This is a genomic window from Ramlibacter aurantiacus, assembly GCF_016722895.1.
Lineage (GTDB): Bacteria > Pseudomonadota > Gammaproteobacteria > Burkholderiales > Burkholderiaceae_C > Ramlibacter > Ramlibacter aurantiacus.
Map to the genome: position 1 here is coordinate 202,739 of NZ_JAEQNA010000005.1, position 21,261 is coordinate 223,999.

A 21,261-nucleotide genomic window follows, 5' to 3' on the forward strand; every position below is an offset into this window, starting at 1 on the left:
AGGGTCACTGTACGCAGCCTCCTCAATGCACGGCCAGGCCGACCCAGCGCTCGAGTGTTTCGGTGTCCTCGCGCAATTCGGCCGCCGGCGCCGCATGGACCACGGTCCCATGGTCCAGGACCAGCGCGCGGTCGGCATAGCCCAGCACCTCGTCCACCTGCTGCTCGACGATCACGACCGGTATCGACAGCTCGTCGCTCAGGCGGCGGAACACCCGCAGCAGGTCCTGGCGGATCAAAGGCGCGAGACCCTCGAGCGGTTCGTCCAGCAGGATCAGTCGGGGCTGGCCCAGCAGGGCGCGGGCGACCGACAGCATCTGCTGCTCGCCGCCCGAGAGCTGGCCGCCGCCGTTGCGCCGACGTTCGGCCAGTCGCGGGAACAGCGCGTAGGCGTCGTCCAGCGCGGCGCGCGGACGCCGCTTGAGGCCTGCGACCAGGTTTTCCTCGACGGTGAGCGACGGGAAGATGTCGCGCGTCTGCGGCACGTAACCGAGGCCGCGCTGGGCGCGCTGGTGCGGCGTGAGCCGGCCGATGTCCTCGCCCATGAAGACGATGCGCCCGTCGCGCAGCGGCACCAGGCCCATCACCGTGCGCAGCGCGGTGGTCTTGCCGACGCCGTTGCGGCCGATCATGGCCACGCGTTCGCCGGCCGTCACCTGCAGCGACAGATGGTCCAGCACCGTGGTGGGTCCGTAGCCGGCGACCACGCCCTCGAGTTGCAGCATGGGGGAGGTCATGCAGCGATCTCCGAAACCCTGCGAATCAGCCGGTATGCAGGCACGAAGTAGCCGAACACCAGGGCCACCGCGGAACCGGCTTGGCCGGGCCGCTGGTGGCGCCCGCTCGAGGAGGAGGCGGCGAAGCCGCTTCGGGGGTGTTTCATGAGTTCCCTAGGTAGGCGGCCCGCACCTTCGGGTCGCGGCGGATGTCCTCGGGCGTGCCCTCGGCCAGCACCGCGCCCTCGGCCAGCACCAGGATGCGGGTGGCGAAGCGGAACACCAGGTCCATGTCGTGCTCGATGATCAGCACGCCCAGCTCGCGCGGCAGCGCATCCAGCGCGGCCAGCAGGCGGGTGCCGTCGCCTTTGGGCACGCCCGCCATCGGCTCGTCCAGCAGCAGCACGCGCGGGCGCAGCGCCAGCGCCAGCGCCATCTCCACCAGCCGCTGCTCGCCGTAGGCCAGGCGCTCGGTGGGCGTGGCCGCTTGCTCGCGCAGGCCGAAGCGCGCCAGCAAGGCACCGGCCTCGTCCTGCAGCGCCGGGTAGGCGTCGATGCTGCGCCAGGCGCGGCCGGTGAGACCCTCGCGCTCGAACAGGGCCAGTTCGACCTGGCGCTGCACCGGGAAGTGCGGTGCCAGCGTGGTGATCTGGAAGGTGCGGGCCAGGCCGGCTCGCACGCGCTGCGCCTGGCTGCGCGTGGTGACGTCCTCGCCGCGCAGGCGAATCTGCCCGCCGTCGGGCGCCAGCACGCCGCTGACCTGGTTGACCAGCGTGGTCTTGCCGGCGCCGTTGGGGCCGATCAGCGCCAGCCGGTCGCCTTCGTGGATCGAGAACGACACGCCCCGGGTGACGTGCAGGCCACCGAAGCGCTTGTCCAGCGACTCGACTTCCAGCAGCACGGTCATCGGGTCACCTCCCCGAGGCGGCGGCGCAGCCAGGCCCAGGCTTGCCGGGGCGGCATCAGCACCACAACCATCAGCAGCGCGCCGACCACGAACAGCCAGTGGTAGGGGTTGATCGACGCGGCCGTGTGGTGCAGCAGGGTGAAGACCGTCGCGCCCACCAGCGCCCCGGTGAGACGCCCGGCGCCGCCGAGGATCAGCATCACCAGCACCTCGGCCGACAGCGCGAAGGACAGGCTGTCCAGGCCCACCACCGCCGTGGTCTGCGCCGACAGCGCGCCGGCCGCGCCGGCCATCGCGCCGGCGATGGTGTAGATGGCCAGCAGCCTTCCGAACACCGGCGTGCCCAGCGCCGCCATGCGCGCGCGGTTCTCGTGGATGCCGCGCACCGCCAGGCCGAAGGGTGAATCGACGATGCGGCGGGCCACGTAGAACAGCACCACCAGCACGGCCAGCGTGTAGAACGCCGCCACCCGGCCCTCGAGGTCGAAGGCGAAAAGCCCGAGCACCGGCGCCATGACGAATCCCGACAGGCCGTCGTCACCGCCGGTCCAGTCGCGTGCCTTCTGCGCCAGGCTCAGGACGATCTGCGCGGCGGCCACCGTGAGCATCAGGAAGGTGAAGCCCTGGTAGCGCAGCACGAAGGCGCCCGAGGCCAGCGCCAGCAGCGCCCCGGCCGCGATGCCCACGGCCAGGCCGGCCAGGGGGTCGGCCATGACCTGGAGCGCGAAGATGCCGGCCGCGTACGCGCCGACGCCGAACATCGCGGCGTGGCCCAGCGTGGCCAGCCCGGCGATGCCCACCAGCAGGTCGAGCGAGAGCACGAACAGGGCCGTGATGAAGATGCGCGTGAGCAGGCCCAGCTGCTCGGGCATGAGCGCGGTGGCCGCCAGCCCCAGCACCCCCAGCACCAGCGGCGCGCGCCAGGCGGGAGCGCAGCGCGGCGCGCTGCCCGTTTCGGCGGCCGCGCGGCGGCGCCAGGGAAGGACGATGGCATTCATCGCGTGAGCACTCCGTGGGGTCGCCAGGCCAGCAGCAGCGCCATGGCCAGGAAGAAGAACAGGCTGCCCCAGTCCGAGGCCAGGTACTTGCTGGCGGTTTCGATCACGCCCAGCGAGACCGCCGCCACCAGGGAGCCGGCGATGCTGCCCATGCCGCCGACGGCCACCACCACCAGCACCAGCACCAGGTACTTGAGCGCGTAGTACGGCTCCAGCGGCATCAGCTCGGCGCCCAGCACGCCGCCGAAGCCCGCCAGCGCGGCGCCGGCGGCGAAGGTGGCGCACTGCACCAGTCGGATCGGGATACCGAGCGTCGAGGCCGTGCCGCTGTGATCCACCGCGGCACGCAGCCAGACGCCGAAGCGGGTGCGCGCCACCACCCAGGCCGCGGCCGCCGCGACGGCGAAGCCCGCGCCGATCACCAGCAGCCGCTGCGCCGGCAGGGTGCGAAAGCCCAGGTCCACCGACCCCGACAGCGCCGGCGGCAGTGGGATCAGCTGCACCTGCGGACCCACCAACGCATTGGTCGAGGCGATCAGCACGAAGGTCAGCCCGATGGTGAACAGCACCTGCTCCAGCTCCGTGCGGCGGTACAGGTGGCGCAGCACGGTGGCCTCGAGCAGCGCGCCCAGCGCGCCGGTGGCCGCGATGGCCAGCGGCACGGCGGCCCAGAAGCTCCATCCGGCCTCGCGCACCAGCAAAGCCGCCAGGTAGCCTCCCACCATCGCGAAGGCACTGTGGCTGAGGTTCACGAAACGCATCAGCCCCAGGGTCACGGACAGGCCGACCGCGATGACGAACAGCACCATGCCGTAGGCCAGCCCGTCGATCAGGATGTTGGACAGAAGGATCACGGCCGTCGCCTGGCGTTGCGCTTACTTGGCGGCGTCCAGCCCGAAGTCCGGCTGCGGACCGAAGCTCTGGACTTCCTTGTTCACCAGCTGCATGCCCTGTTTCTCGACCTTGCGCAGGTACACGTTCTGCGTGATGTGGCGAGTCTTGGGGTCGATGCGCACCGGGCCGCGCGGGCTCTCCCACTGCAGCCCGCGGGCGGCGGCCAGGGCCTTGGCGCCGTCGCGCTTGCCGCCGGTGGCTTCGATCATCTTGTGGATGACGTGCATGCCGTCCCAGGCGCCCACCGAGGCGTAGTTGGCGACCACGTTCGCATCGCGCTTCTTCAGGGCCTCGACGAACTGCTTGTTGGCCGGCGATTCGTGCGCCCCCGAGTAGTGGAAGGCGGTGGTCAGGCCGATGGCGCCGTCACCGAACTTCTGCAGGTCGAACTCGTCGGTCTCGGCCGTGCCCAGGAACTGCACGCCGGCCTTGGCCAGGCCGTTCTCGTTGTAGGCCTTGACGAAGCCCAGGTTGGGCGGCCCGCCGGGCAGGAAGGTGTACACGGCCTGCGCGCCGCTGGCCTTGATGCGCTGCACGAAGGGGCCGAAGTCGGTGGTGGCGATGGGCATGCGGATGGTCTCGACCACCGTGCCGCCCTGCTTGCCGAACTCGGCCTTGAAGGCAGCCTCGGCATCGAGTCCCGGGCCGTAGTCGGTGACGGCCGTCACCACCTTCTTGAGGTTCTGCTTGGCCGCCCACTGCGCCAGCGGCACCGTCACCTGCCACAGCGTGTAGCTGGTGCGCAGGAAATACTCCGACTTCTCGGTGATGGACGAGGTGGCCGCGTTGAAGATGACGGTGGGCGTCTGCGATTGCTGGATCAGCGGCGCCACGGCCAGCGCGTTGGGCGTGAACACGAAGCCGCCGAGGTAGTCCACCTTGTCCTTGACGATCAGCTCCTGCACCAGCGCGCGGGTCTGGCCCGGGTTGGGGCCGCCGGTGTCGCGGTAGATGAACTCGACCTCCTTGCCGGCGAGCTTGCCGCCCTGGCTGGCGACATAGGCCTCGGCCCCGGACTTGAACAGCGCGCCGTAATGGGCGAACGGCCCCGAGAAAGGCCCGACGATGCCGACCTTGATGCTCTGCGCCTGCGCCTGCGCAGGCAGGACGGCCAAGCCGCAGGCGGCGAACAGGGCGCTGGTGATCGCGCGGCGCGAGAAGGACATGTCGTCTCCTGGTGTGGTCTGGAGCCGCGATTATTGTTGGTAAGGCAACCAGTTGCTAGGGCAACGAGATCGGGGTTTTCCCGTGCCGGGCCACGCGGTCGCTGGCGCCGCGCCCACACGTCCATCGCCCTCTTGGAAGTCCTGATGCGCTCCGACCTGCCGGTGGCGCAGACCACGAGACCGGATCGGCGGGGCCGCCGCAGCGGATCGGCGGCTGCTGCCCGGTGCCCCTGCGCGTGGGGCACCGGGGGGTCACTGCGACGAAGCACATGCGACAACGCCGAAGCGTTGTCGAGGTGGCCTACATCGCCCCGATTTCCTGCTTGAAGAACGCCAGCGTCCGCTCCCAGGCCTGGCGGCCGGCGGCCGCGTCGTAGCGGGGCGTCGTGTCGTTGTGGAAGCCGTGCTGCGTGCCCGGGTAGGCGTGCACCTCGAACTTCACGTTGGCCGCGCGCAGCGCCGCCTCGTATGGCGGCCAGGTGGCGTTGACGCGTTCGTCGATGCCGGCCTGGTGCACCTGCAGCGCCGCCTTCACCTTGGCCGCGTCGGCCGGCGCCGGCGCCGGGCCGTAGAAGGCGACGCCGGCGTCCAGTTCCGGCAGGCGCGTGGCGAGCTGGTGCACGATGCCGCCGCCGTAGCAGAAGCCCACCGCGCCCAACCGGCCGGTGGCGTCGGTGCGCTGCTCCAGCCAGCGGGCGCTGGCCAGGAAGTCCTCGCGCGCCTTGCCCTGGTCGAGCTTGGCGAAGGCCTCGCGCGCCTTGTCCTCGTCGCCGGGGTAGCCGCCCAGGGGCGTGAGGGCATCGGGGGCGAAGGCCATGAAGCCCTCCAGCGCCAGCCGGCGGGTGACGTCCTCGATGTGCGGATTGAGGCCGCGGTTCTCGTGGATCACCAGCACGGCCGGCAGCTTGGTGGTGCCGGCCGACGCCGGGCGCGCCAGGTAGCCCTTGACGCTGCCGTTGCCCTGCGGCGAAGGCACGGTGGCCGTCTCGGTCTTCAGGCGCGCGTCATCGGGCTTGACCTGCTGGCCCATCGCGAAATTGGGGCTGAGGGCGGCCAGCAGGCCGGCGGCGGTCATGCCTGCCTTGGCGAAGCCGCGCGCCTGCTCGAGAAAGCCGCGCCGGTCGATGTGGCCATGCACGTAGGCGTCGAAGAGGATCAGCAGGTCGGGGTCGAAATCCTGCGCAGTGAGGCGTTGGGTCATGGAGTCTCCACTCGTTCTTGGATCGCCGGAACCGGGGGATGCCGTTCCGGCCGCGGGAGGTTACCGGCGGGCTTCGCGCGGACCCGATGAATGCTTGAGTTCTCGGACGACCCGGCAGGGATTGCCGGCCGCGAAGACGTCGGCCGGCACGTCGCGGGTGACCACGCTGCCGGCGCCGATCACCGCCCGGTCGCCGAGGCGCAGGGCGCATGGCGCATGCGCGGGCGGCGACAATTTGCGGCATGCCGTCCCCTTCGCTCTCCGCGTCCGCCCCGGCCGACGCCGCGCCGGCCCCTCCGCGCGATCCCCTGCACTACCCGTTCGAAGCCCCCGCCCCGGCCACCGCCGTCGAGATCGCCCCGGGCGTGCGCTGGGTGCGCATGCCCCTGCCCTTCGCTTTGGACCACATCAACCTGTGGACGCTGGACGACGACGGCGGCTGGGCCATCGTCGACACCGGCGTCTGCAGCCCGGAGACCACCGCCGGCTGGACCCGCATCCTGGCCGAGGCCGGCAACCCGGCCGTGAGCCGCGTGTTCGTCACCCACATGCACCCCGACCACGTGGGCACCGCCGGCTGGCTCACGCGCCGCCACGGCTGCCGGCTGTGGATGACGCGCGGCGAGTACCTGCAGTGCCGGGTGCTGGTGTCGGACACCGGGCGCGAGGCACCCGCCGAGGGCGAGGCCTTCTACCGCCGCGCCGGCTGGGACACCGCGGCCATCGAGACCTACCGCGCGCGCTTCGGCAACTTCGGCAAGCACATCCACTCGCTGCCCTCGAGCTTCCGGCGGCTGGTCGACGGCGAGGAGATCCGCATCGGCCGGCACCCCTGGCGGGTGATCGTCGGACGCGGCCATTCGCCCGAGCACGCCTGCCTCTACAGCCCCGACCAGCGCATCCTGGTCTCCGGTGACCAGGTGCTGCCGCGCATCTCGTCGAACGTGTCGGTCTACCCCATGGAGCCGGACGACGACCCGATGAGCGACTGGTTCGAGTCCATCGCCCGCATCCGCGCCCAGGTGCCCGACGACGTGCTGGTCCTGCCGGCGCACGGGCTGGCGTTCCGCGGCTTGCACGCGCGGCTGGACCGCCTGCGCCAGGGGCAGGACCAGGCGCTGCAGCGGCTGCGTGAACGGCTGCGCCAGCCGCAGCGGGCGGTGGACGTGTTCGGCGCCCTGTTCGCACGGGCCATCACCCCCGACAAGCCCCAGCTCCTGAGCATGGCCACCGGTGAGAGCCTGGCCTGCCTGAACTACCTGCGCGGGCGCGGCGAGGCCGTGTGCGACACCGACGCCGATGGCGTGAACTGGTGGCGCACGCCGGCGAGCGTGGGCGCGGCCGACAATCACCGGCCATGAGGACGGTGCATCTCTCCCGCTGGCATGAGTTCGTCGAGCATACGGACCAGCTCGAAGGCTGGGCCTTCCGCGGACAGCATTCGCCGCACTGGCCGCTGGTGAGTTCGCTCACGCGCCGGCTGCGCGAGTTCTGTCCCGACCAGCGCCTGTGGCCGCTGCGCGAGGCGCGCGCCATGCGCGTGTTCCGGCGCAAGGCGCACATCCACCTGCACGACCGCACGGCGCTCGACGACGAGCTGCGCTGCCTGGCGCTGATGCAGCACCACGGCTCGCCCACCCGGCTGCTGGACTTCACCAAGTCGCCCTTCGTGGCCGCTTTCTTCGCGCTGGAAAGCGCCACCGAGGACGTGGTGGTCTACGCGCTGAACACCCCCGCGTTGTGGAACCTCAGGCCGCGCTTCGACCCGTCGCTCGACCGCGACCGCATCGACCCCCGCCTGCCCGGCAATTTCGAGCGCTACTTCGCGAGCAACCAGCTGCCGGTGCTGTGGTTCGGCGAGCCCACCGAGATGGACGGGCGACTGATGGCGCAGTCGGGCCTGTTCGTGGTGCCGGGCACGCTGGAGCTGTCGCTGGACGCCATCCTCGAGGCGTACGGCGACTCGGACGAGCTGCTCCAGCGCTTCGTGCTGGCCGGCGGCATGCGCGCCGAGGCCATGCGCGCGCTCTACCGCATGAACATCACCTACGCCACGCTATTTCCCGACCTGGTCGGCCTGGCCCAATCGCTGCGCTACGAACTCGAAGCGATCTGGCCGCGCCTGATCGAGGAGTACGAGCAACACACGGTGCCCGGTGAGCGCGCCTGAACGCCGCGAGGACGGCTGGCGCACCCTGGCCATCACCACCGCCGTGCAGGCCCTGGCCTCCACGGCGGTGCTGGCGTTGCCGGCGATGGCGCCCGCCGTGGCGCAGGCCCTGGGCATTTCCGCGGCCTATGCCGGCGTGTACATCGCCATCGTTTACCTGGGCGCGATGCTGGCCAGCCTGGCGGGTGGACCCATCGTGAGCCGCTTCGGCGCGATCCGCGCCAGCCAGTTCTCGCTGGGAGCCGCCGCCCTGGGCCTGGCGCTGTGCGCGGCCGGCTCGCTGCCGGGCATCGCGCTGGGCGCCTGGCTGATCGGGCTGGGCTATGGGCCGATCACGCCGGCCAGCTCGCACCTGCTGATGCGCACCACGCCGCCGCACCGCATGTCGCTGGTGTTCTCGATCAAGCAGACCGGCGTACCCCTGGGCGGCGTGCTGGCCGGCGCCCTGGTGTCGGGCCTGCTGCTGTGGCTGGGGTGGCAAGGCGCACTGCTGGCGGTGGCCGGGGGCAACCTGCTGGGGGTGGCGCTGTCCCAGCCGCTGCGCCGCTCACTGGACGCGGACCGCGAGCCCCGGCACCGCCTGGCGCTGGGCAACCTGGCCGGGCCCGTGCGATTGGTGCTGGGCCATCGGTCCCTGCGCATGCTGGCTGGCTGCTCGTTCGCGTTCTCGATCGTGCAGATGTCGCTGAGCACCTATCTCGTGACCTACCTGAACGCCGCGATGGCCTGGGGGCTGGTCGCCGCCGGACTCGCCCTGTCGATGGCGCAGGCCGGTGGCGTCGTGGGCCGGGTGTTCTGGGGCTGGGCGGCCGACCGGTGGCTGGGCGCCCGGCGCATGCTCACCGTGCTCGCCGTGCTGATGGGCGCAGCCACGCTGGCCATGGCCCTGCTGGCGCCGGGCGTGCCGGCCGTGCTGGTGAACGCGCTGCTGCTGGTGCTCGGCGCCTCGGCGATCGGCTGGAACGGCGTCTACCTGGCCGAGGTCGCGCGCCAGGCGCCGCCCGGCCAGGCGGGACTGGCCACCGGCGGCACCCTGGCCATCACGTACCTCGGCGTGGTGCTGGGGCCGATGGCGTTCGGCGCGCTGTCGTCGCTGCTCGGAACCTATCGCGCCGGCTTCGCCGGACTCACCGTGGCCTGCGTGTTGTGCACCTGGGCGTTGCTGCGAAGCGGCGCGCCGGCGGACTCGAAGCCGGCGTCCTAGGACTTGTCGGCGGACTTGTCGGCGGACTTGTCGACCGGCTTGTCGAGGCGCTCGGCATCCTCGCTTTCCTTGACGATGCCGGCTTGGCGCACGCCTTGCTCGCGCGATTCCTCCAGGCCGCGGGCCTGGGCGCCGTCCTCGCTGCCGCCTTGCAGAGGCAGGTCGCGCTCGACGACCGGACGATGGATGTCACCACTGTTCTTCTCGTTGGGCATGGGGCTCTCCTGTGGGTGGGTCGAGGCCCAATCTAGCGCCGCGCCCGCCCTCGGCCGGTAGGAGGATGCCGCCCCTTTCGCGGCGACTCGCCCGGCGACGCCGCCGCGCCCACCGTGACATGCGTCTCGAACCGGTCCGAGGGCCCCAGCAACTGCTGGTACTCGATCGGCCGGCCCCCGGCGTCGTAGCCGATCCGCTGCACATCGACCAGGGCCGAACCCACCTCCACCTGCAGCAGCTGCGCGATGCCCGGCGTCGCCAGGCGGGCGCGGGTGACCAGCTCGATGCGGCCGTAGTGCGCGCCCGCGCGCCCGAGCAGCTCGGACAGCGGAGTCGAGCGGAAATCGGCCCGCGTGAAACTGCGGCCCAGCTCCGGCGGCAGGAAGACGGTGTTGTGCACCAGCGGCAGGCGGCCCATGACACGCAGCCGCACCACCCGCAGCACCTGCGCATCGGCCTCGAGCTGCAGGCTGCTGCGCACCTCGGCGCTGGCCGGCACCCAGCCGAATTCCTTGAGCACGTGCCGGCTCAGCGCGCGCCGCTGCGCCACCTTGTCGAGGTAGCTGGCGATCGGCGTGGGCAGCGCCAGCACCGGCGGCGCCTCGCGCACGAAGGTGCCGCGCCCGTGCCGCTTCTCGATGAAACCCTGCTGCCGCAGCGACTCGAGCGCCCGGCGCACCGTCACGCGCGAGACCCCGTGCTCGGCGCACAGCGACTCCTCGGTCGGCAACTGCGCGCCCGGGGCGTAGCGGCCGGCGGCGATGCCGTCCTTGATCAGGGTCGAAAGCTGGTGGTGCAGCGAAACGAGGCGCTCGCGGGCGGCGTTGTCCATGCCCCGGATTGTCGCGGCCGGCGGCGCCCGGCATGAGTTGTATTATCTCGAATACAACTTTCCAGGAGACTCCGATGCAGCTGCCCCGCACCGACCGCCGCACCCTGCTGGGCGCCGCCGGCGCCCTCGCCCTCCTCGCCTGCCTGCCGGCGCGCGCCCAGGCCTCGCGCGGCGCCTTCCGCCCCACCCGCACCGTGCGCCTGGTCTCGCCGCTGCAGGCCGGCGGCGCCACCGACGCCGTGATCCGCCCCATTGCGCAGAAGCTGGCGGACCTGTGGGGGCAACCGGTGGTGGTGGAGAACAAGCCCGGCGGCGGGACCATCCTGGGCACGCAGGCCGTGGTGCAGTCGGCGCCCGACGGCCACACCTTCGGCGTGGTGGTGAGTTCCATCACCATCAATCCCAGCCTGCGCAGCGACCTGCCCTACGACACCTTCAAGGACATCACGCCCATCACCCAGATCGGCAACATCACCAACGCGCTGGTGGCCCACCCGTCGGTGCCGGCGAGCAACGTGAAGGAGCTGATCGAACACGCGAAGGCCCACCCGGGCCAGCTCTCGTGGGCCTCGCTGGGGGTGGGCACGGCGGGCCACATCACCGGCGAACTGATGGCCAGGCGCGCCGGCATGCAGGTCACGCACGTGCCCTTTTCCGGCAGCAGCGGCGCCTATCGCGAGCTGCTGCCCGGCCGCGTGCATTACGGCTTCGTCGTGCTCGAATCGGCGCTGCCGCACATCAAGGCCGGCAAGCTCAAGCTGCTGGCGCTCACCGACCCGCGCCGCAACAAGCTGCACCCGGAGATGCCGCTGCTGGACGAGACGCTGCCGGGCCTGGGCTTCGCCAGCGTGTTCGGCCTGATCGGGCCGGCCAACCTGCCGCCGGGCGTGCTCACCGCCCTGCACGCCGACATCGTGAAGGTGCTGCAGGACCCGGAGATCGCGGCCCAGCTGGAGCGGCAGTCGATGGCCGTGGACGGCTCCACCCCCGCCGAGTTCGCGGCCATCATCCGGCGCGAGGTCGAGCACTGGAAGAAGGCCGTGAAGGAGTCCGGCGCGAATGTCAACTGAGGGCACGCTGTTCGAGAAGCTCTGGCAGCGGCACGTGGTGGCCGAGCTGGGCGACGGCTTCGCGCTGCTGCACGTCGACCGCCACGTCGTGCCCGACTTCAACGGCAATGCCTTCACCCACCTGCGCCGGCGCGGCCTGAAGGTGCGCAACCCCGAGTTGACCTTCGCCTCGGCCGACCACTCGGTCTCCACCGAGCCGCAGCTGGCCGACCCCACGCAGCAAGGCAACCCGCACGTGGCGCAGCTGCGCGCCGACACCCGCGAGTTCGGCGTGCGGCTGTTCGACATCGGCCAGCCGGGCCACGGCATCGTCCACGTCATCGCGCCCGAGATGGGCCTGGTGCTGCCCGGCCTGACGGTGGCCATCGGCGACAGCCACACCTGCACCCACGGCGCCATGGGCGCGCTGGCCTGGGGGGTGGGACAGGGCGAGCTGCTGCACATCCTGGCGACGCAGACCTGCATGCAGCGCAAGCCGCGCACGATGCGTGTGAACCTGCAGGGCCGGCTGCCCGACCACACCAGCGCCAAGGACCTGGTGCTGCACCTGATCGGGCAGCTGGGCGTGTCGGCCGGCAACGGCTTCGCCGTCGAATACGCGGGCGAGGCGGTGTGCGCGCTGCCGATGGAGGGGCGCTTCACGCTGTGCAACATGTCGGTGGAATGGGGCGCACGCTACGGCCTGGTCGCGCCCGACGACACCACCTTCGAGTGGCTGGCCGGCCGCCCCTACGCACCCAGCGGTGCCGCCTGGGATGCCGCGCTGGCCGACTGGCGCCAGCTCGCCGGCGACGCCGACGCCCGTTTCGACCGCGAGGTGACGCTCGACGTCTCGCGGCTGGTGCCGCAGGTCACCTGGGGCAACAGCCTGGACATGGTGCTGCCCGTCGACGGCCGCATCCCCGACCCGGCGCAAGAGCCCGACCCGGCCCGGCGCGCCAGCCTGCAGGCCTCGCTGGACTACATGGGCCTGCGGCCCGGCCAGGCCCTGCAGGGGCTGCCGGTCCAGCGCGTGTTCATCGGCTCGTGCACCAACTCGCGCCTGGAGGACCTGCGCACCGCAGCGGCCGTGGTGCGCGGGCGCCGGGTCGCGCCTGCCGTCACCGCCTGGGTCGTGCCCGGCTCGGAGAACGTGCGCCGGCAGGCCGAGGCCGAGGGGCTGGACCGGGTCTTCACCGACGCCGGCTTCCAGTGGCGCCGGCCGGGCTGCTCGATGTGCCTGAGCGCCAACGGCGACACCATCGGCCCCGGCGAGCGCGCGGTCTCCACCGCCAACCGCAACTTCGCGGGACGCCAGGGGCCGGGCAGCCGCACGCACCTGGCCAGCCCCGCGCTAGCGGCGGCTTCGGCCTGCGCAGGCCACATCACCCACCCCGCCAGGCTCCCGGAGGTTGCGGCATGAACGCGCTCGTGCGCCTGCACGGGGTGGCCGCGGCGCTGCCGCAGCCCGACATCAACACCGACCTGATCGCACCGCTGGTGCGTGGCGGCCCGGGCGGGGGGCAGCCGGTGGGCATCCGCAGCCCCGAGGAGCTGGCCTCGCGCCTGTTCGGGCCCTGGCGCTGGCAGGCCGACGGCAGCGAGAACCCCGACTTCATCCTGAACCGCCAGCCGTGGCGGCAGGCCCGCTTCCTGGTGGCGGGGCCGAACTTCGCCTGCGGCAGCTCGCGCGAGACGGCCGCAACCATGCTCAAGGCCTTCGGCATCCGCTGCGTCATCGCACCCAGCTTCGGCCAGATCTTTCACGACAACTGTTTTCGCAACCACATGCTGCCGCTGGCGCTGGACGCTCAGCTGGTGGACCGCCTGGTGCAGCGGGCGCTGCAAGCCGTGCCCTTCCAGCTCGACCTGGCCGCCGGCACGCTGGCGGTGCCGGGCGAGCCGGTCATTCCGGTGCGGCTGCCCGCCTTCCGGCGCGACATGCTGCTGTCCGGCCAGGACGAGCTCGACCTGAACCTGCGGCGCGAGCCGCAGATCGCGGCCTGGCAGGAGCAGGCCTGGCGCCGCCGCCCCTGGGAGCATCTGCTTCCATCCAAAGAATCCTGATTCACCCGGGCTTGCCGAATCGGCCGTTCAGCGCTTTGATGAGGCTCCGATCGACCCCAGGAGCCGCCATGCGCCATCACCCCGGCCTGACCACGCGAACGATCCTCTTTGCCCTGCTCGCCCTGTCCGGCACGGGGGGGTGGGCCCAGGTGCCGCCGCCCGCCGCCGCGGTGCGCAGCTTCGGCCCGTCGGAGCCGATCCCGGACCGGTACATCGTCACCTTCACGCCCCGGGTGGCCCAGCCTGCGATCGAGGCGGCCCGCCTGGTCGGCGCCGCCGGGCCCGGGGCGCAGCTGCACCACGCCTACGCCCACGCCATCCGGGGCTTCGCCGCCACCCTGCCGCCGGCGGCGGTGCAGGCGCTGCAGCGCAACCCGCTCGTCCAACGCATCGAGCGCGACCAGACGGTGCAGGTGACGTCGCAGCAAAGCCCCGCCACCTGGGGCCTGGACCGGCTCGACCAGGCCGGCCTTCCGCTCGACAGCATCTACCGCTACAGCCGGACCGGTGCGGGCGTGCATGCCTTCGTCATCGATTCCGGAGTCCGCGGCGACCACAGCGAGTTCACCGGACGGCTGCTGCCGGGCTTCACGAGCATCACCGACGGGCGCGGCACCGAGGATTGCAACGGGCACGGCACGCACGTGTCGGGCACCGTGGGCGGAACCACCTGGGGCGTGGCCAAGCAGGTCAGCCTGGTGCCGGTGCGGGTGCTCGATTGCCGGGGCTCGGGCTCGTGGAGCGGCGTGATCGCCGGCATCGATTGGGCCGCGGGCAGCCTCTTGCGGCCCGCGGTGGCCAACCTGTCGCTGGGCGGCGGCAAATCCGCGAGCGTCAACGAGGCGGTGCAGGGCCTGGTGGCCAGCGGCGTCACCACCGTGGTGGCTGCCGGCAACAGCAATGCCGACGCCTGCAACTACTCGCCGGCCAGCACGCCCCAGGCCATCACCGTCGGCGCGACCACTTCCACCGACGCCCGCGCCTCCTACTCGAACTGGGGCGCCTGCCTCGACCTCTTCGCGCCGGGCAGCGGCATCACCTCGGCCGGCTCCGGCAGCCCCACGGCTTCGGCGGTGCTGAGCGGCACGTCCATGGCGTCCCCGCACGTGGCCGGCCTGGCCGCGCTGGTGCTGGAGGCGCAACCCGACGCCCCGATAGAGGCGGTGTTCCTGACCCTGCAGGCCTTCGCCACCCCGGACAAGATTCCTTCGCCCGATGCCAGCCTGCTGCAACCCCTGGCCCGGGCCGAGCCGGTGGCGCCCGACGCGTCGCTGCCGACCGTGACGGTGGGATCGATCCAGGGCAGGTCCGAAGCGGCGAGCAAGAGCCAGTGGCGCGCCATCGCCACCGTGACGCTGGTGTCACCCACCGTGACCGCGCCGAGCGCGGCCCTGGCCAACGTGGTGGTCAGCGGGCGCTTCGACAGCGGCTCGGGCACCTGCACCACCGACCCGAGCGGCAGTTGCAGCATCCGCAGCAGCGGCATCAAGTCGAACGTCTCCATGACCCGGTTCAGCCTGACCGGCGTGAGCGGCAGCTCGGTCAACTACGCACCGGGCGGCACCGTGCAGATCACCATCCACAAGCCCTGACCCCGGCGCAGAGCCCGGCTCCACGCCTCGCGAGGTCATCACGTCGCGCCCGGCCCGGGGCCGGCTGCTATCGTCGGCCATGCCTGCCCCCTTACGAGGCCCTGCGATGAAGTTGTTCGCCGCCGTGTTGCTGGCCCTGCTGGCCGGCCTGTTGATCGGCCTGTGGCTGGGGCGCGGCGGCGGCCAGGCGATCACCACCCGCCTCCAGCAGGCGCTGGTCGGACAGACCTCGTTCCTGCCGCCGCCGGACGCACTGGCCCAGCAGATCCGCCGCGACCGCGTGGCCTTCTTCCGGGCTTCGCCGGCACGCGCCGAGGTGGTGATGCTGGGGGACTCGCACTCCGAAAACGGCCCCTGGTCCGAGCTCTTCACGGGCACGACGGTGCTCAATCGCGGAATCGGCTGGGACAGCAGCCAGGACGTGCTCGACCGGCTGGACGAGGTGATCGCGCGCAAGCCGGCCACGGTGTTCCTGCTGGTCGGCATCGTCGACCTGCGTTACGGCCAGGAGCCGGAAGCGGTGGCGGCACGGATCCGAACCATCGCCTCACGGCTGCGCGAAGCGGGCATCCGCACGCGGGTGCAGAGCGTGCTGCCGGTGGCGGCCCGGCTGAACGAACCCACCAACGAGCGGGTGCGGCGGCTCAACGAGCTGCTTCGCCCCGACCCCGATTTCGTGGACCTGCACCCGGTGCTGGTCCAGGGCGGCGCGCTGGACCCCGGCCTCACCCGCGACGGGGTGCACCTGACCCCGTCGGCCTACGTCGCCTGGTCGCGCCACATCGAGCCGCTGCTGCCGAGCCGCTCGAACTGAACGCCCGCTTCAGGCCGGTGCGTAGCGCGCGTTCTCCGGCTTGAGCTCGATCTCCGAGCCGTTCACGCGCAGGGTGCGGTCGCGCGCCACGTCCACCAGCCGGCCGTCGGCCAGCCGGTATTCCACCTGCCCGGTGGACTCCCAGCTCTCCAGCCCGCCCGCGCCCTCGGCGCGGGCCAGGCGGTCGTAGGCGCAGACCTTGTACGCCTGGCCGTCCGACCCGGTGGCCGCGAAGGACTCGAGAAATTGAAGGCGCAGATCCATGGTGTTCCTCCTGAACTTGATCTGGGAAGCGGAGCCGGTGCGGCCCCCACGGACCGACCATCGTACGGAAATCGGCGCCAAAGCGAAGCTCAGCCAGCCGCGTTCCAGGCGTCGATGAAGCCGCGCGTGATCGCCTCGGCCGGCAGCTCCCGTACGCCGCTCGCGTTCTGGCCGGACCACAGCGGCGTGAAGCCATCCAGCCCGCGCGCTTCGGCCGCCGCGCGCAGCGGCGCCACGGCAGCCGTGGCCAGCGGAAAGGCGGGGGCCCGGTCACTGAGGGGGCCGAGCTCGCGCATGAGGCGGTTGACGATGCCGCGGGCCGGCCGGCCGCTGAAGAGATTGGTGAGCGCCGTGTGGCGCGCCGCCGCCGAGCGCAGCGCCGCCCGGTGCAGCGGCCCGGTGAGCGCCTCGGGCGTGCAGAGGTAGCTGGTGCCCACCTGCACCCCGGCCGCGCCGAGCGCGCGCGCCGCGGCCACGCCGGCCGCGTCGGCGATGCCGCCGGCCGCGATCACCGGCAGCTGCACAGCCGCCACCACCTGCGGCAGCAGGGCGAACGTGCCCAGCTGCGTGCTGAGGTCGTCGCTGAGGAACATGCCACGGTGCCCGCCCGCCTCCAGGCCCTGCGCGATCACCGCGTCGACGCCCTGCGCCTGCAGCCACAGGGCCTCGTCCACCGTGGTGGCCGACGACACCACCAGGCTGCCGAGACCCTTCACGCGGTCCAGCAGCTCGGGCGTGGGCAGCCCGAAATGGAAGCTCACCACCTCGGGCTTGAACTCGGCCAGCACCTCGGCGGCCTCGGCGCTGAAGGGCGAACGACCGGGCCCGCCGGCGGGCACGACCTCGAGGCCGAGCTCTCGATAGAACGGTGCCAGGGCCTCGCGCCAGGCCGCTTCGCGCCCGGCGTCCGGCTCGGGCGGCCGGTGGCAGAAGAAGTTGACGTTGATGGGCCCGCGCGTGGCCTGCCGCAGCGCCGCGAGCTGGGTGCGCAGGCCGGTGGCGTCGAGCATGGCGGCGGGCAAGGAGCCCAGCGCACCGGCGTTGCTCACCGCGGCGGCGAGGCGGTGGTCCTGCGCGCCGGCCATGGGAGCCTGGATCAGCGGGGCGGAGAGGCCGAGTCGGTCGAAAAAGGCGGTCATGGCGTGCATCGTAGGACGCTCCGACTTGAAACGGCCGCCCGCGTCCACCATGTGCCGTGCATGAACACCTCATTGAGCGTCAACAAATCCTTGGTCGCTCTGGCCCACATCCTTCAGCGGCTGGAGCACAGCGGCAGGCCGGTGGATGCCGAGCAGTACCGCACCGTGGTCTCGCGGCTCGAGGCCGAACTGAAGGCCGCACCGCCCGACGCGCTGGAGCCGCTGCTGCGCGCCATGCCCTCGGTGGCCGAGCTGTACGAGAACCTGCAGTACGTGCACGCGGGCTTGTGCCGCTCGCCGCTGGAAGCCGGTCTGAATGCCGAGCTGGAGGCGCGGCGCCTGATCGACGTGGCCCGCAGGCCCGCCCGACCCACTTGATCAGTCGATGCGCTGGCCGGCATCCGCCGCGTCGAGCGCCGCCAGCAGTCGGTCGAGTCCCGCCGCCGTGGCGGCCGCGTGCCGGAACAGGCAAACCTCGTAGTGCGGCAATCCCTCGGCCACCGGAATGGCGACGAGCCCGATGGCGGCCGCGTCCGGCACCAGGGCCGGGTGCGAGATCACGCCCAACAGGTCGCTGGTCGCGATCAGGCGCAGCAGGATGGCGTAGTCGCCGCACTGCACGGCAATGCGTGGCGGCGGCCACCGCCTGACCCGGAACGCTTCTTCCACCACGTTGCCGGGCGCGCCGGCTGAACTGGCGACCGCCCAATGGGCGCCTGCGATCTCCCCGAGGTGCCGTGCGCCGGCCAGCGGATGCCCGATGCGGGCGTACACCATGGGCCGGCTCACGTACATCACCTGGCGACGGATTCCGCTGGACCTGAAGCCGCGCGGCCGCGGCGCGATGACGAAGTCCAGCTCGCGCATCAGCAGCGCCTGCAGCATCCGGTCGGCCGCGCCGGTGGTGATCGTCAGCAGCGGGGGCGCGGGGAACGTCGCGACTGCGGCGACCAGGGCGGGGCCGTAAAGCAGGCCGGCCGCCGGCGCCATTCCGCCACGGATGGCGGGTACCGGCGGCGATGCAGGCCGATGGGCCTGGCGGGCCGAGCGCCTGACTTCGCTCCAGGCGTCCTGCACGCGGGCGCCGGCCTGGGCCATGGCCAACGCGCGCGCCGTCGGCACGCATCGGCGCCCTTCCCGCTCGAACAGGGGATGCCCCACCTCCCGCGCCAGCGCCGCCAAGGCCTGCGAGATGGCCGGTTGGGACACGCCGGCCTCCTGCGCGGCCTGGCCGAAGCTGCCGGCCCGCAGGACCAGCCGCAGGTACTCGAGCTGGCGGTCATTCATAAGGACGGATTATCGATTGGGGCGCCGCCGGCTTGATGCCCGTGGCGGGGTTGCGAAGAATCAGGCGACACGTCCAACGCTCGCGTCCCTCGATCAACCGGAGACACCCATGTCCATTCGCCCCACCCGCCGCCTGCTGCTCGGCCTGGTCCTGTCCGCCTTCGCCGCCGTACCCGCCACGGCCACCGCGCAGTCCTACCCTGCCAAGCCCGTGAAGATGATGGTCGGCTTCGCGCCCGGCGGCCCGACCGACATCCTGGCGCGGCTGGTGGCCACCGCCATGAGCAAGAGCCTGGGCCAGAACGTGATCGTCGAGAACCGCGCCGGAGCGGCCGGCGCCCTGGCCGCCCAGGCGCTGGCGAAGGCCGAACCCGACGGCTACACCATCCTGTTCGCCGGCGACGGGCAGCTCACGCTGCTGCCGCAGCTCTCGCCGAACGCCGGCTACCAGACCCTGCAGGACATGGCGCCGCTGCGCACCGTGGCCGGCCAGTCCAACGTGCTGATGGCCCACAAGTCCAGCGGCATCGTCGACATGCCGTCGCTGCTGCGCCAGGCCAGGGCCACGCCGCGCACGGTCAGCTACGGCTCGGCGGGCAACGGAACGCCCAGCCACCTGGTCGGCGCGTTGTTCGAGTCCACCGCCGGCATCGAGCTGCTGCATGTGCCCTACAAGGGCGCCGGGCCGGCGATGACCGACCTGCTGGGTGGCACGCTGAAGATCATGTTCGTGGGCATGCCGGTGGCCGTGCAGAACGCCACGCGCGAGCAGCTGGCCCCGATCGCGGTGACGGGGAACAAGCGCTCGCCGCGCCTGCCGCAGGTGCCCACGTTCGGCGAACTCGGCTTCCAGGGGCTGGGCGACGAGGTCGACGTCTGGTGGGCCGTCACGGCGCCGGCAGGCACTCCGCCGCAGGTGCGCAGCCGGCTCGACGCCGCCATCCAGGCGGCCCTGGCCGACGCGACGCTGCGCGAGAGCTTCAACGCCCAGGGCGTCGAGCTGCTGGACCGCGACGCGCAGGCCACGCGCGCGCGCATCGAGAGCGACCAGGCCCGCTGGGGCCGCCTGATCCAGTCCGGCAAGGTGCCGGCGCAGTGACACGGCCATGACGCGTCCGAATTTCCTGGTCTTCCTGACCGACCAGCACCGCGCCGACCACCTCGGCTGCTATGGCAACCCGGTGGTGCGCACGCCGCAGATCGATGAGCTGGCACGCAGCGGCTCGCGCTTCGAGCGCACCTACGTCGCCAACCCGGTGTGCATGCCCAACCGCGGATCGATGATGACCGGCCGCATGCCCTCAGCCCATGGCGCCCGCGGCAACGGCGTGCCGCTGCCGCTGGAGAGCGTGACCTTCGCGGACGTGCTGGCGGGCTCGGGCTGGCGCACCGCCATGATCGGCAAGAGCCACCTGCAGAACATGGAGAACACGCCACCCGCGCTGCCGCCGCAGGCGCCGAGCGGGTTGAAGGCGGTCCCCGGCCTGGACCAGGCCCGCCGCACCCGCATCGACCAGCCCGAGTACCGCCAGGAACTGCGTTCGAGCTGGGCCGACCCGGCCCACCAGCTGCGGCTGCCTTACTACGGTTTCCAAGAGGTGATCCTGTGCAACCACCACGCCGACGAATGCTTCGGCGACTATTCGCGCTGGCTGGCGCGGCACCATCCACAGGTGGCCGACCGGCTGGGCCGCGAGCACGGCTCGCGCGATCCCGCCAAGACCGCGCCCCAGGCGTGGCGCACGCAGCTCGACGAGTTCCAGTACCCCACCCACTACATCGCCGAGCAGAGCCAGGAGTGGCTGCGCCGGCATGCGCGCGACCATGCGGGCGAGCCCTTCGCGCTGCTGTGTTCGTTCCCCGATCCCCACCACCCCTGGACACCGCCCGGCCGCTACTGGGACATGTACGACCCGGACGCGGTGCAGGCCCCGCGCACCGCCCGGTCCGTCGACGGCCAGCCACCGCACGTGGCCTGGCTCTGGCGGGAGCGCCTGGCGGGCCAGGCCCGGCTCGAGTCGCCGCGCTTCTTCGCCGCCAACGAGCGCGAGATCCGCGACATCATCGCGCTCACCTACGGAATGATCACCAACATCGACGACCGCATCGGCGGGGTGATGCAGACGCTGCGTGAGTGCGGCATGGACCGGGACACCGTGGTCATCTTCACCTCCGACCACGGCGACCTGATGGGCGACCACGGGATCATGCTCAAGGGCCCGCTGCACTACCAGGGGCTGATCCGCGTGCCCTTGATCTGGCGCGACCCCGAAGCGCCGGGCGGCCAGGTGCGCGAGGACCTGGCCAGCAGCATGGACCTGGGTCCGTCCATCCTGCGCCGCGCCGGCCTGGCGGCCCCGGATGGCACCCAGGGCGAGGGCCTGTTCGAGCCGTCGGGCGCCACGCGCCCCTCGGGCCGCACCGGCGTGCTGGTCGAGGAGAGCCAGCAGCGGGCCTACCTGGGGTTCGACACCCCCGTGCAGGTGCGCACCCTGGTGACCCGCCGCCACCGCCTGAGCCTGTTCCAGGAAGGCAAGTGGGGCGAGCTGTACGACCTGGAAGACGACCCGCTGGAAGAGCGCAACCTCTGGGACGATCCCGCCCACGCGAGACTGCAGTCGGAACTGCTACAGGAACTGGCGCAGACCATGATCCGGCACGCGGATAGGTGCCCGCGGCCGACGAGTCTGGCTTGAAGCCACAGGCCCCAGGCCAGGGGCTGGGGGCCAGGGACCAGGGGAACAGC

General features: G+C 72.0%; 23 protein-coding genes. 11 read left to right on the forward strand and 12 right to left on the reverse strand.

Features of this window, described 5'->3' with window-relative positions:
• Window positions 1-22 precede the first annotated feature (22 nt).
• The 7 genes from JI739_RS14855 to JI739_RS14880 all read right to left on the reverse strand — a co-directional run bounded on the left by JI739_RS14855 (window position 23) and on the right by JI739_RS14880 (window position 5,881).
• The gene (locus JI739_RS14855) at window positions 23-736 is read right to left on the reverse strand and encodes an ABC transporter ATP-binding protein (protein ID WP_201684704.1); all 714 of its coding nucleotides are present in this window, start codon (window positions 734-736) and stop codon (window positions 23-25) included.
• Window positions 733-882, reverse strand: coding sequence for a hypothetical protein (locus tag JI739_RS24480; protein ID WP_236589660.1), 150 nt, complete (start codon window positions 880-882; stop codon window positions 733-735). The genes JI739_RS14855 and JI739_RS24480 overlap by 4 nt, the downstream gene beginning before the upstream one ends.
• A complete protein-coding gene (locus tag JI739_RS14860; protein ID WP_201684705.1) occupies window positions 879-1,622 on the reverse strand; it encodes an ABC transporter ATP-binding protein in 744 nt (247 codons plus the stop codon). The genes JI739_RS24480 and JI739_RS14860 overlap by 4 nt, the downstream gene beginning before the upstream one ends.
• Window positions 1,619-2,620, reverse strand: coding sequence for a branched-chain amino acid ABC transporter permease (locus JI739_RS14865; protein ID WP_201684706.1), 1,002 nt, complete (start codon window positions 2,618-2,620; stop codon window positions 1,619-1,621). Before JI739_RS14865 ends, JI739_RS14860 begins: the two co-directional genes overlap by 4 nt.
• A complete protein-coding gene (locus tag JI739_RS14870) occupies window positions 2,617-3,474 on the reverse strand; it encodes a branched-chain amino acid ABC transporter permease (protein ID WP_201684707.1) in 858 nt (285 codons plus the stop codon). The genes JI739_RS14865 and JI739_RS14870 overlap by 4 nt, the downstream gene beginning before the upstream one ends.
• 21 nt (window positions 3,475-3,495) lie before the next feature.
• Entirely contained in the window at window positions 3,496-4,680 is a 1,185-nt protein-coding gene (locus tag JI739_RS14875; protein WP_201684708.1) for an ABC transporter substrate-binding protein, read from the reverse strand.
• A 301-nt stretch (window positions 4,681-4,981) separates the two neighbouring features.
• Window positions 4,982-5,881, reverse strand: a complete 900-nt coding sequence (locus JI739_RS14880) for a dienelactone hydrolase family protein (protein WP_201684709.1) — start codon at window positions 5,879-5,881, stop codon at window positions 4,982-4,984.
• Window positions 5,882-6,123: 242 nt separating this feature from the next.
• On the opposite strand from JI739_RS14880, the gene JI739_RS14885 reads away from it, so the two are divergent.
• The 3 genes from JI739_RS14885 to JI739_RS14895 are packed head-to-tail and all read left to right on the forward strand — an operon-like array spanning window position 6,124 to window position 9,255.
• Window positions 6,124-7,242 (forward strand): MBL fold metallo-hydrolase, encoded by a 1,119-nt coding sequence (locus tag JI739_RS14885; protein ID WP_201684710.1) that lies wholly within the window; start codon window positions 6,124-6,126, stop codon window positions 7,240-7,242.
• Entirely contained in the window at window positions 7,239-8,051 is an 813-nt protein-coding gene (locus tag JI739_RS14890) for an FRG domain-containing protein (protein WP_201684711.1), read from the forward strand. Before JI739_RS14885 ends, JI739_RS14890 begins: the two co-directional genes overlap by 4 nt.
• Window positions 8,038-9,255, forward strand: a complete 1,218-nt coding sequence (locus JI739_RS14895; protein WP_201684712.1) for an MFS transporter — start codon at window positions 8,038-8,040, stop codon at window positions 9,253-9,255. Before JI739_RS14890 ends, JI739_RS14895 begins: the two co-directional genes overlap by 14 nt.
• Here the strand turns inward: JI739_RS14895 and JI739_RS14900 are convergent.
• Together JI739_RS14900 and JI739_RS14905 are read right to left on the reverse strand one after the other, a co-directional pair.
• Entirely contained in the window at window positions 9,252-9,470 is a 219-nt protein-coding gene (locus JI739_RS14900; protein ID WP_201684713.1) for a hypothetical protein, read from the reverse strand. The two genes, JI739_RS14895 and JI739_RS14900, sit on opposite strands and share 4 nt — an antisense overlap.
• A gap of 32 nt (window positions 9,471-9,502) precedes the next feature.
• Window positions 9,503-10,303 carry a GntR family transcriptional regulator gene (locus JI739_RS14905; protein WP_201684714.1) on the reverse strand — a complete coding sequence of 267 codons (801 nt, stop codon included), beginning with the start codon at window positions 10,301-10,303 and terminating at the stop codon, window positions 9,503-9,505.
• 74 nt (window positions 10,304-10,377) lie between these two features.
• Here JI739_RS14905 and JI739_RS14910 point away from each other — a divergent pair, with 74 nt between their 5' ends.
• The 5 genes from JI739_RS14910 to JI739_RS14930 all read left to right on the forward strand — a co-directional run bounded on the left by JI739_RS14910 (window position 10,378) and on the right by JI739_RS14930 (window position 15,825).
• The gene (locus JI739_RS14910) at window positions 10,378-11,373 is read left to right on the forward strand and encodes a Bug family tripartite tricarboxylate transporter substrate binding protein (RefSeq protein ID WP_201684715.1); all 996 of its coding nucleotides are present in this window, start codon (window positions 10,378-10,380) and stop codon (window positions 11,371-11,373) included.
• Entirely contained in the window at window positions 11,363-12,775 is a 1,413-nt protein-coding gene (gene leuC, locus JI739_RS14915; protein ID WP_201684716.1) for a 3-isopropylmalate dehydratase large subunit, read from the forward strand. Before JI739_RS14910 ends, leuC begins: the two co-directional genes overlap by 11 nt.
• Window positions 12,772-13,419, forward strand: a complete 648-nt coding sequence (leuD, locus tag JI739_RS14920) for a 3-isopropylmalate dehydratase small subunit (RefSeq protein WP_201684717.1) — start codon at window positions 12,772-12,774, stop codon at window positions 13,417-13,419. The genes leuC and leuD overlap by 4 nt, the downstream gene beginning before the upstream one ends.
• Before the next feature lie 68 nt (window positions 13,420-13,487).
• Window positions 13,488-15,011, forward strand: coding sequence for a S8 family peptidase (locus tag JI739_RS14925; protein ID WP_201684718.1), 1,524 nt, complete (start codon window positions 13,488-13,490; stop codon window positions 15,009-15,011).
• Between the two features lie 106 nt (window positions 15,012-15,117).
• A complete protein-coding gene (locus tag JI739_RS14930; protein ID WP_201684719.1) occupies window positions 15,118-15,825 on the forward strand; it encodes a GDSL-type esterase/lipase family protein in 708 nt (235 codons plus the stop codon).
• Between the two features lie 9 nt (window positions 15,826-15,834).
• Here the strand turns inward: JI739_RS14930 and JI739_RS14935 are convergent, their stop codons facing one another.
• Window positions 15,835-16,089 (reverse strand): hypothetical protein, encoded by a 255-nt coding sequence (locus JI739_RS14935; RefSeq protein WP_201684720.1) that lies wholly within the window; start codon window positions 16,087-16,089, stop codon window positions 15,835-15,837.
• A gap of 89 nt (window positions 16,090-16,178) precedes the next feature.
• A complete protein-coding gene (locus JI739_RS14940; protein WP_201684721.1) occupies window positions 16,179-17,228 on the reverse strand; it encodes an NAD(P)H-dependent flavin oxidoreductase in 1,050 nt (349 codons plus the stop codon).
• A gap of 60 nt (window positions 17,229-17,288) precedes the next feature.
• Here JI739_RS14940 and JI739_RS14945 point away from each other — a divergent pair, with 60 nt between their 5' ends.
• Window positions 17,289-17,606, forward strand: a complete 318-nt coding sequence (locus JI739_RS14945) for a hypothetical protein (RefSeq protein ID WP_201684722.1) — start codon at window positions 17,289-17,291, stop codon at window positions 17,604-17,606.
• Here JI739_RS14945 and JI739_RS14950 read toward each other — a convergent pair whose 3' ends face one another.
• Window positions 17,607-18,515 carry a LysR family transcriptional regulator gene (locus JI739_RS14950; protein ID WP_201684723.1) on the reverse strand — a complete coding sequence of 303 codons (909 nt, stop codon included), beginning with the start codon at window positions 18,513-18,515 and terminating at the stop codon, window positions 17,607-17,609.
• A 109-nt stretch (window positions 18,516-18,624) separates the two neighbouring features.
• On the opposite strand from JI739_RS14950, the gene JI739_RS14955 reads away from it, so the two are divergent.
• Complete coding sequence (locus JI739_RS14955; RefSeq protein WP_201684724.1) at window positions 18,625-19,614, forward strand: Bug family tripartite tricarboxylate transporter substrate binding protein; 990 nt, start codon at window positions 18,625-18,627, stop codon at window positions 19,612-19,614.
• 7 nt (window positions 19,615-19,621) lie between these two features.
• On the forward strand, window positions 19,622-21,211 hold the full coding sequence (locus JI739_RS14960) for a sulfatase family protein (RefSeq protein ID WP_201684725.1): 1,590 nt from the start codon (window positions 19,622-19,624) through the stop codon (window positions 21,209-21,211).
• Window positions 21,212-21,261 lie beyond the last annotated feature (50 nt).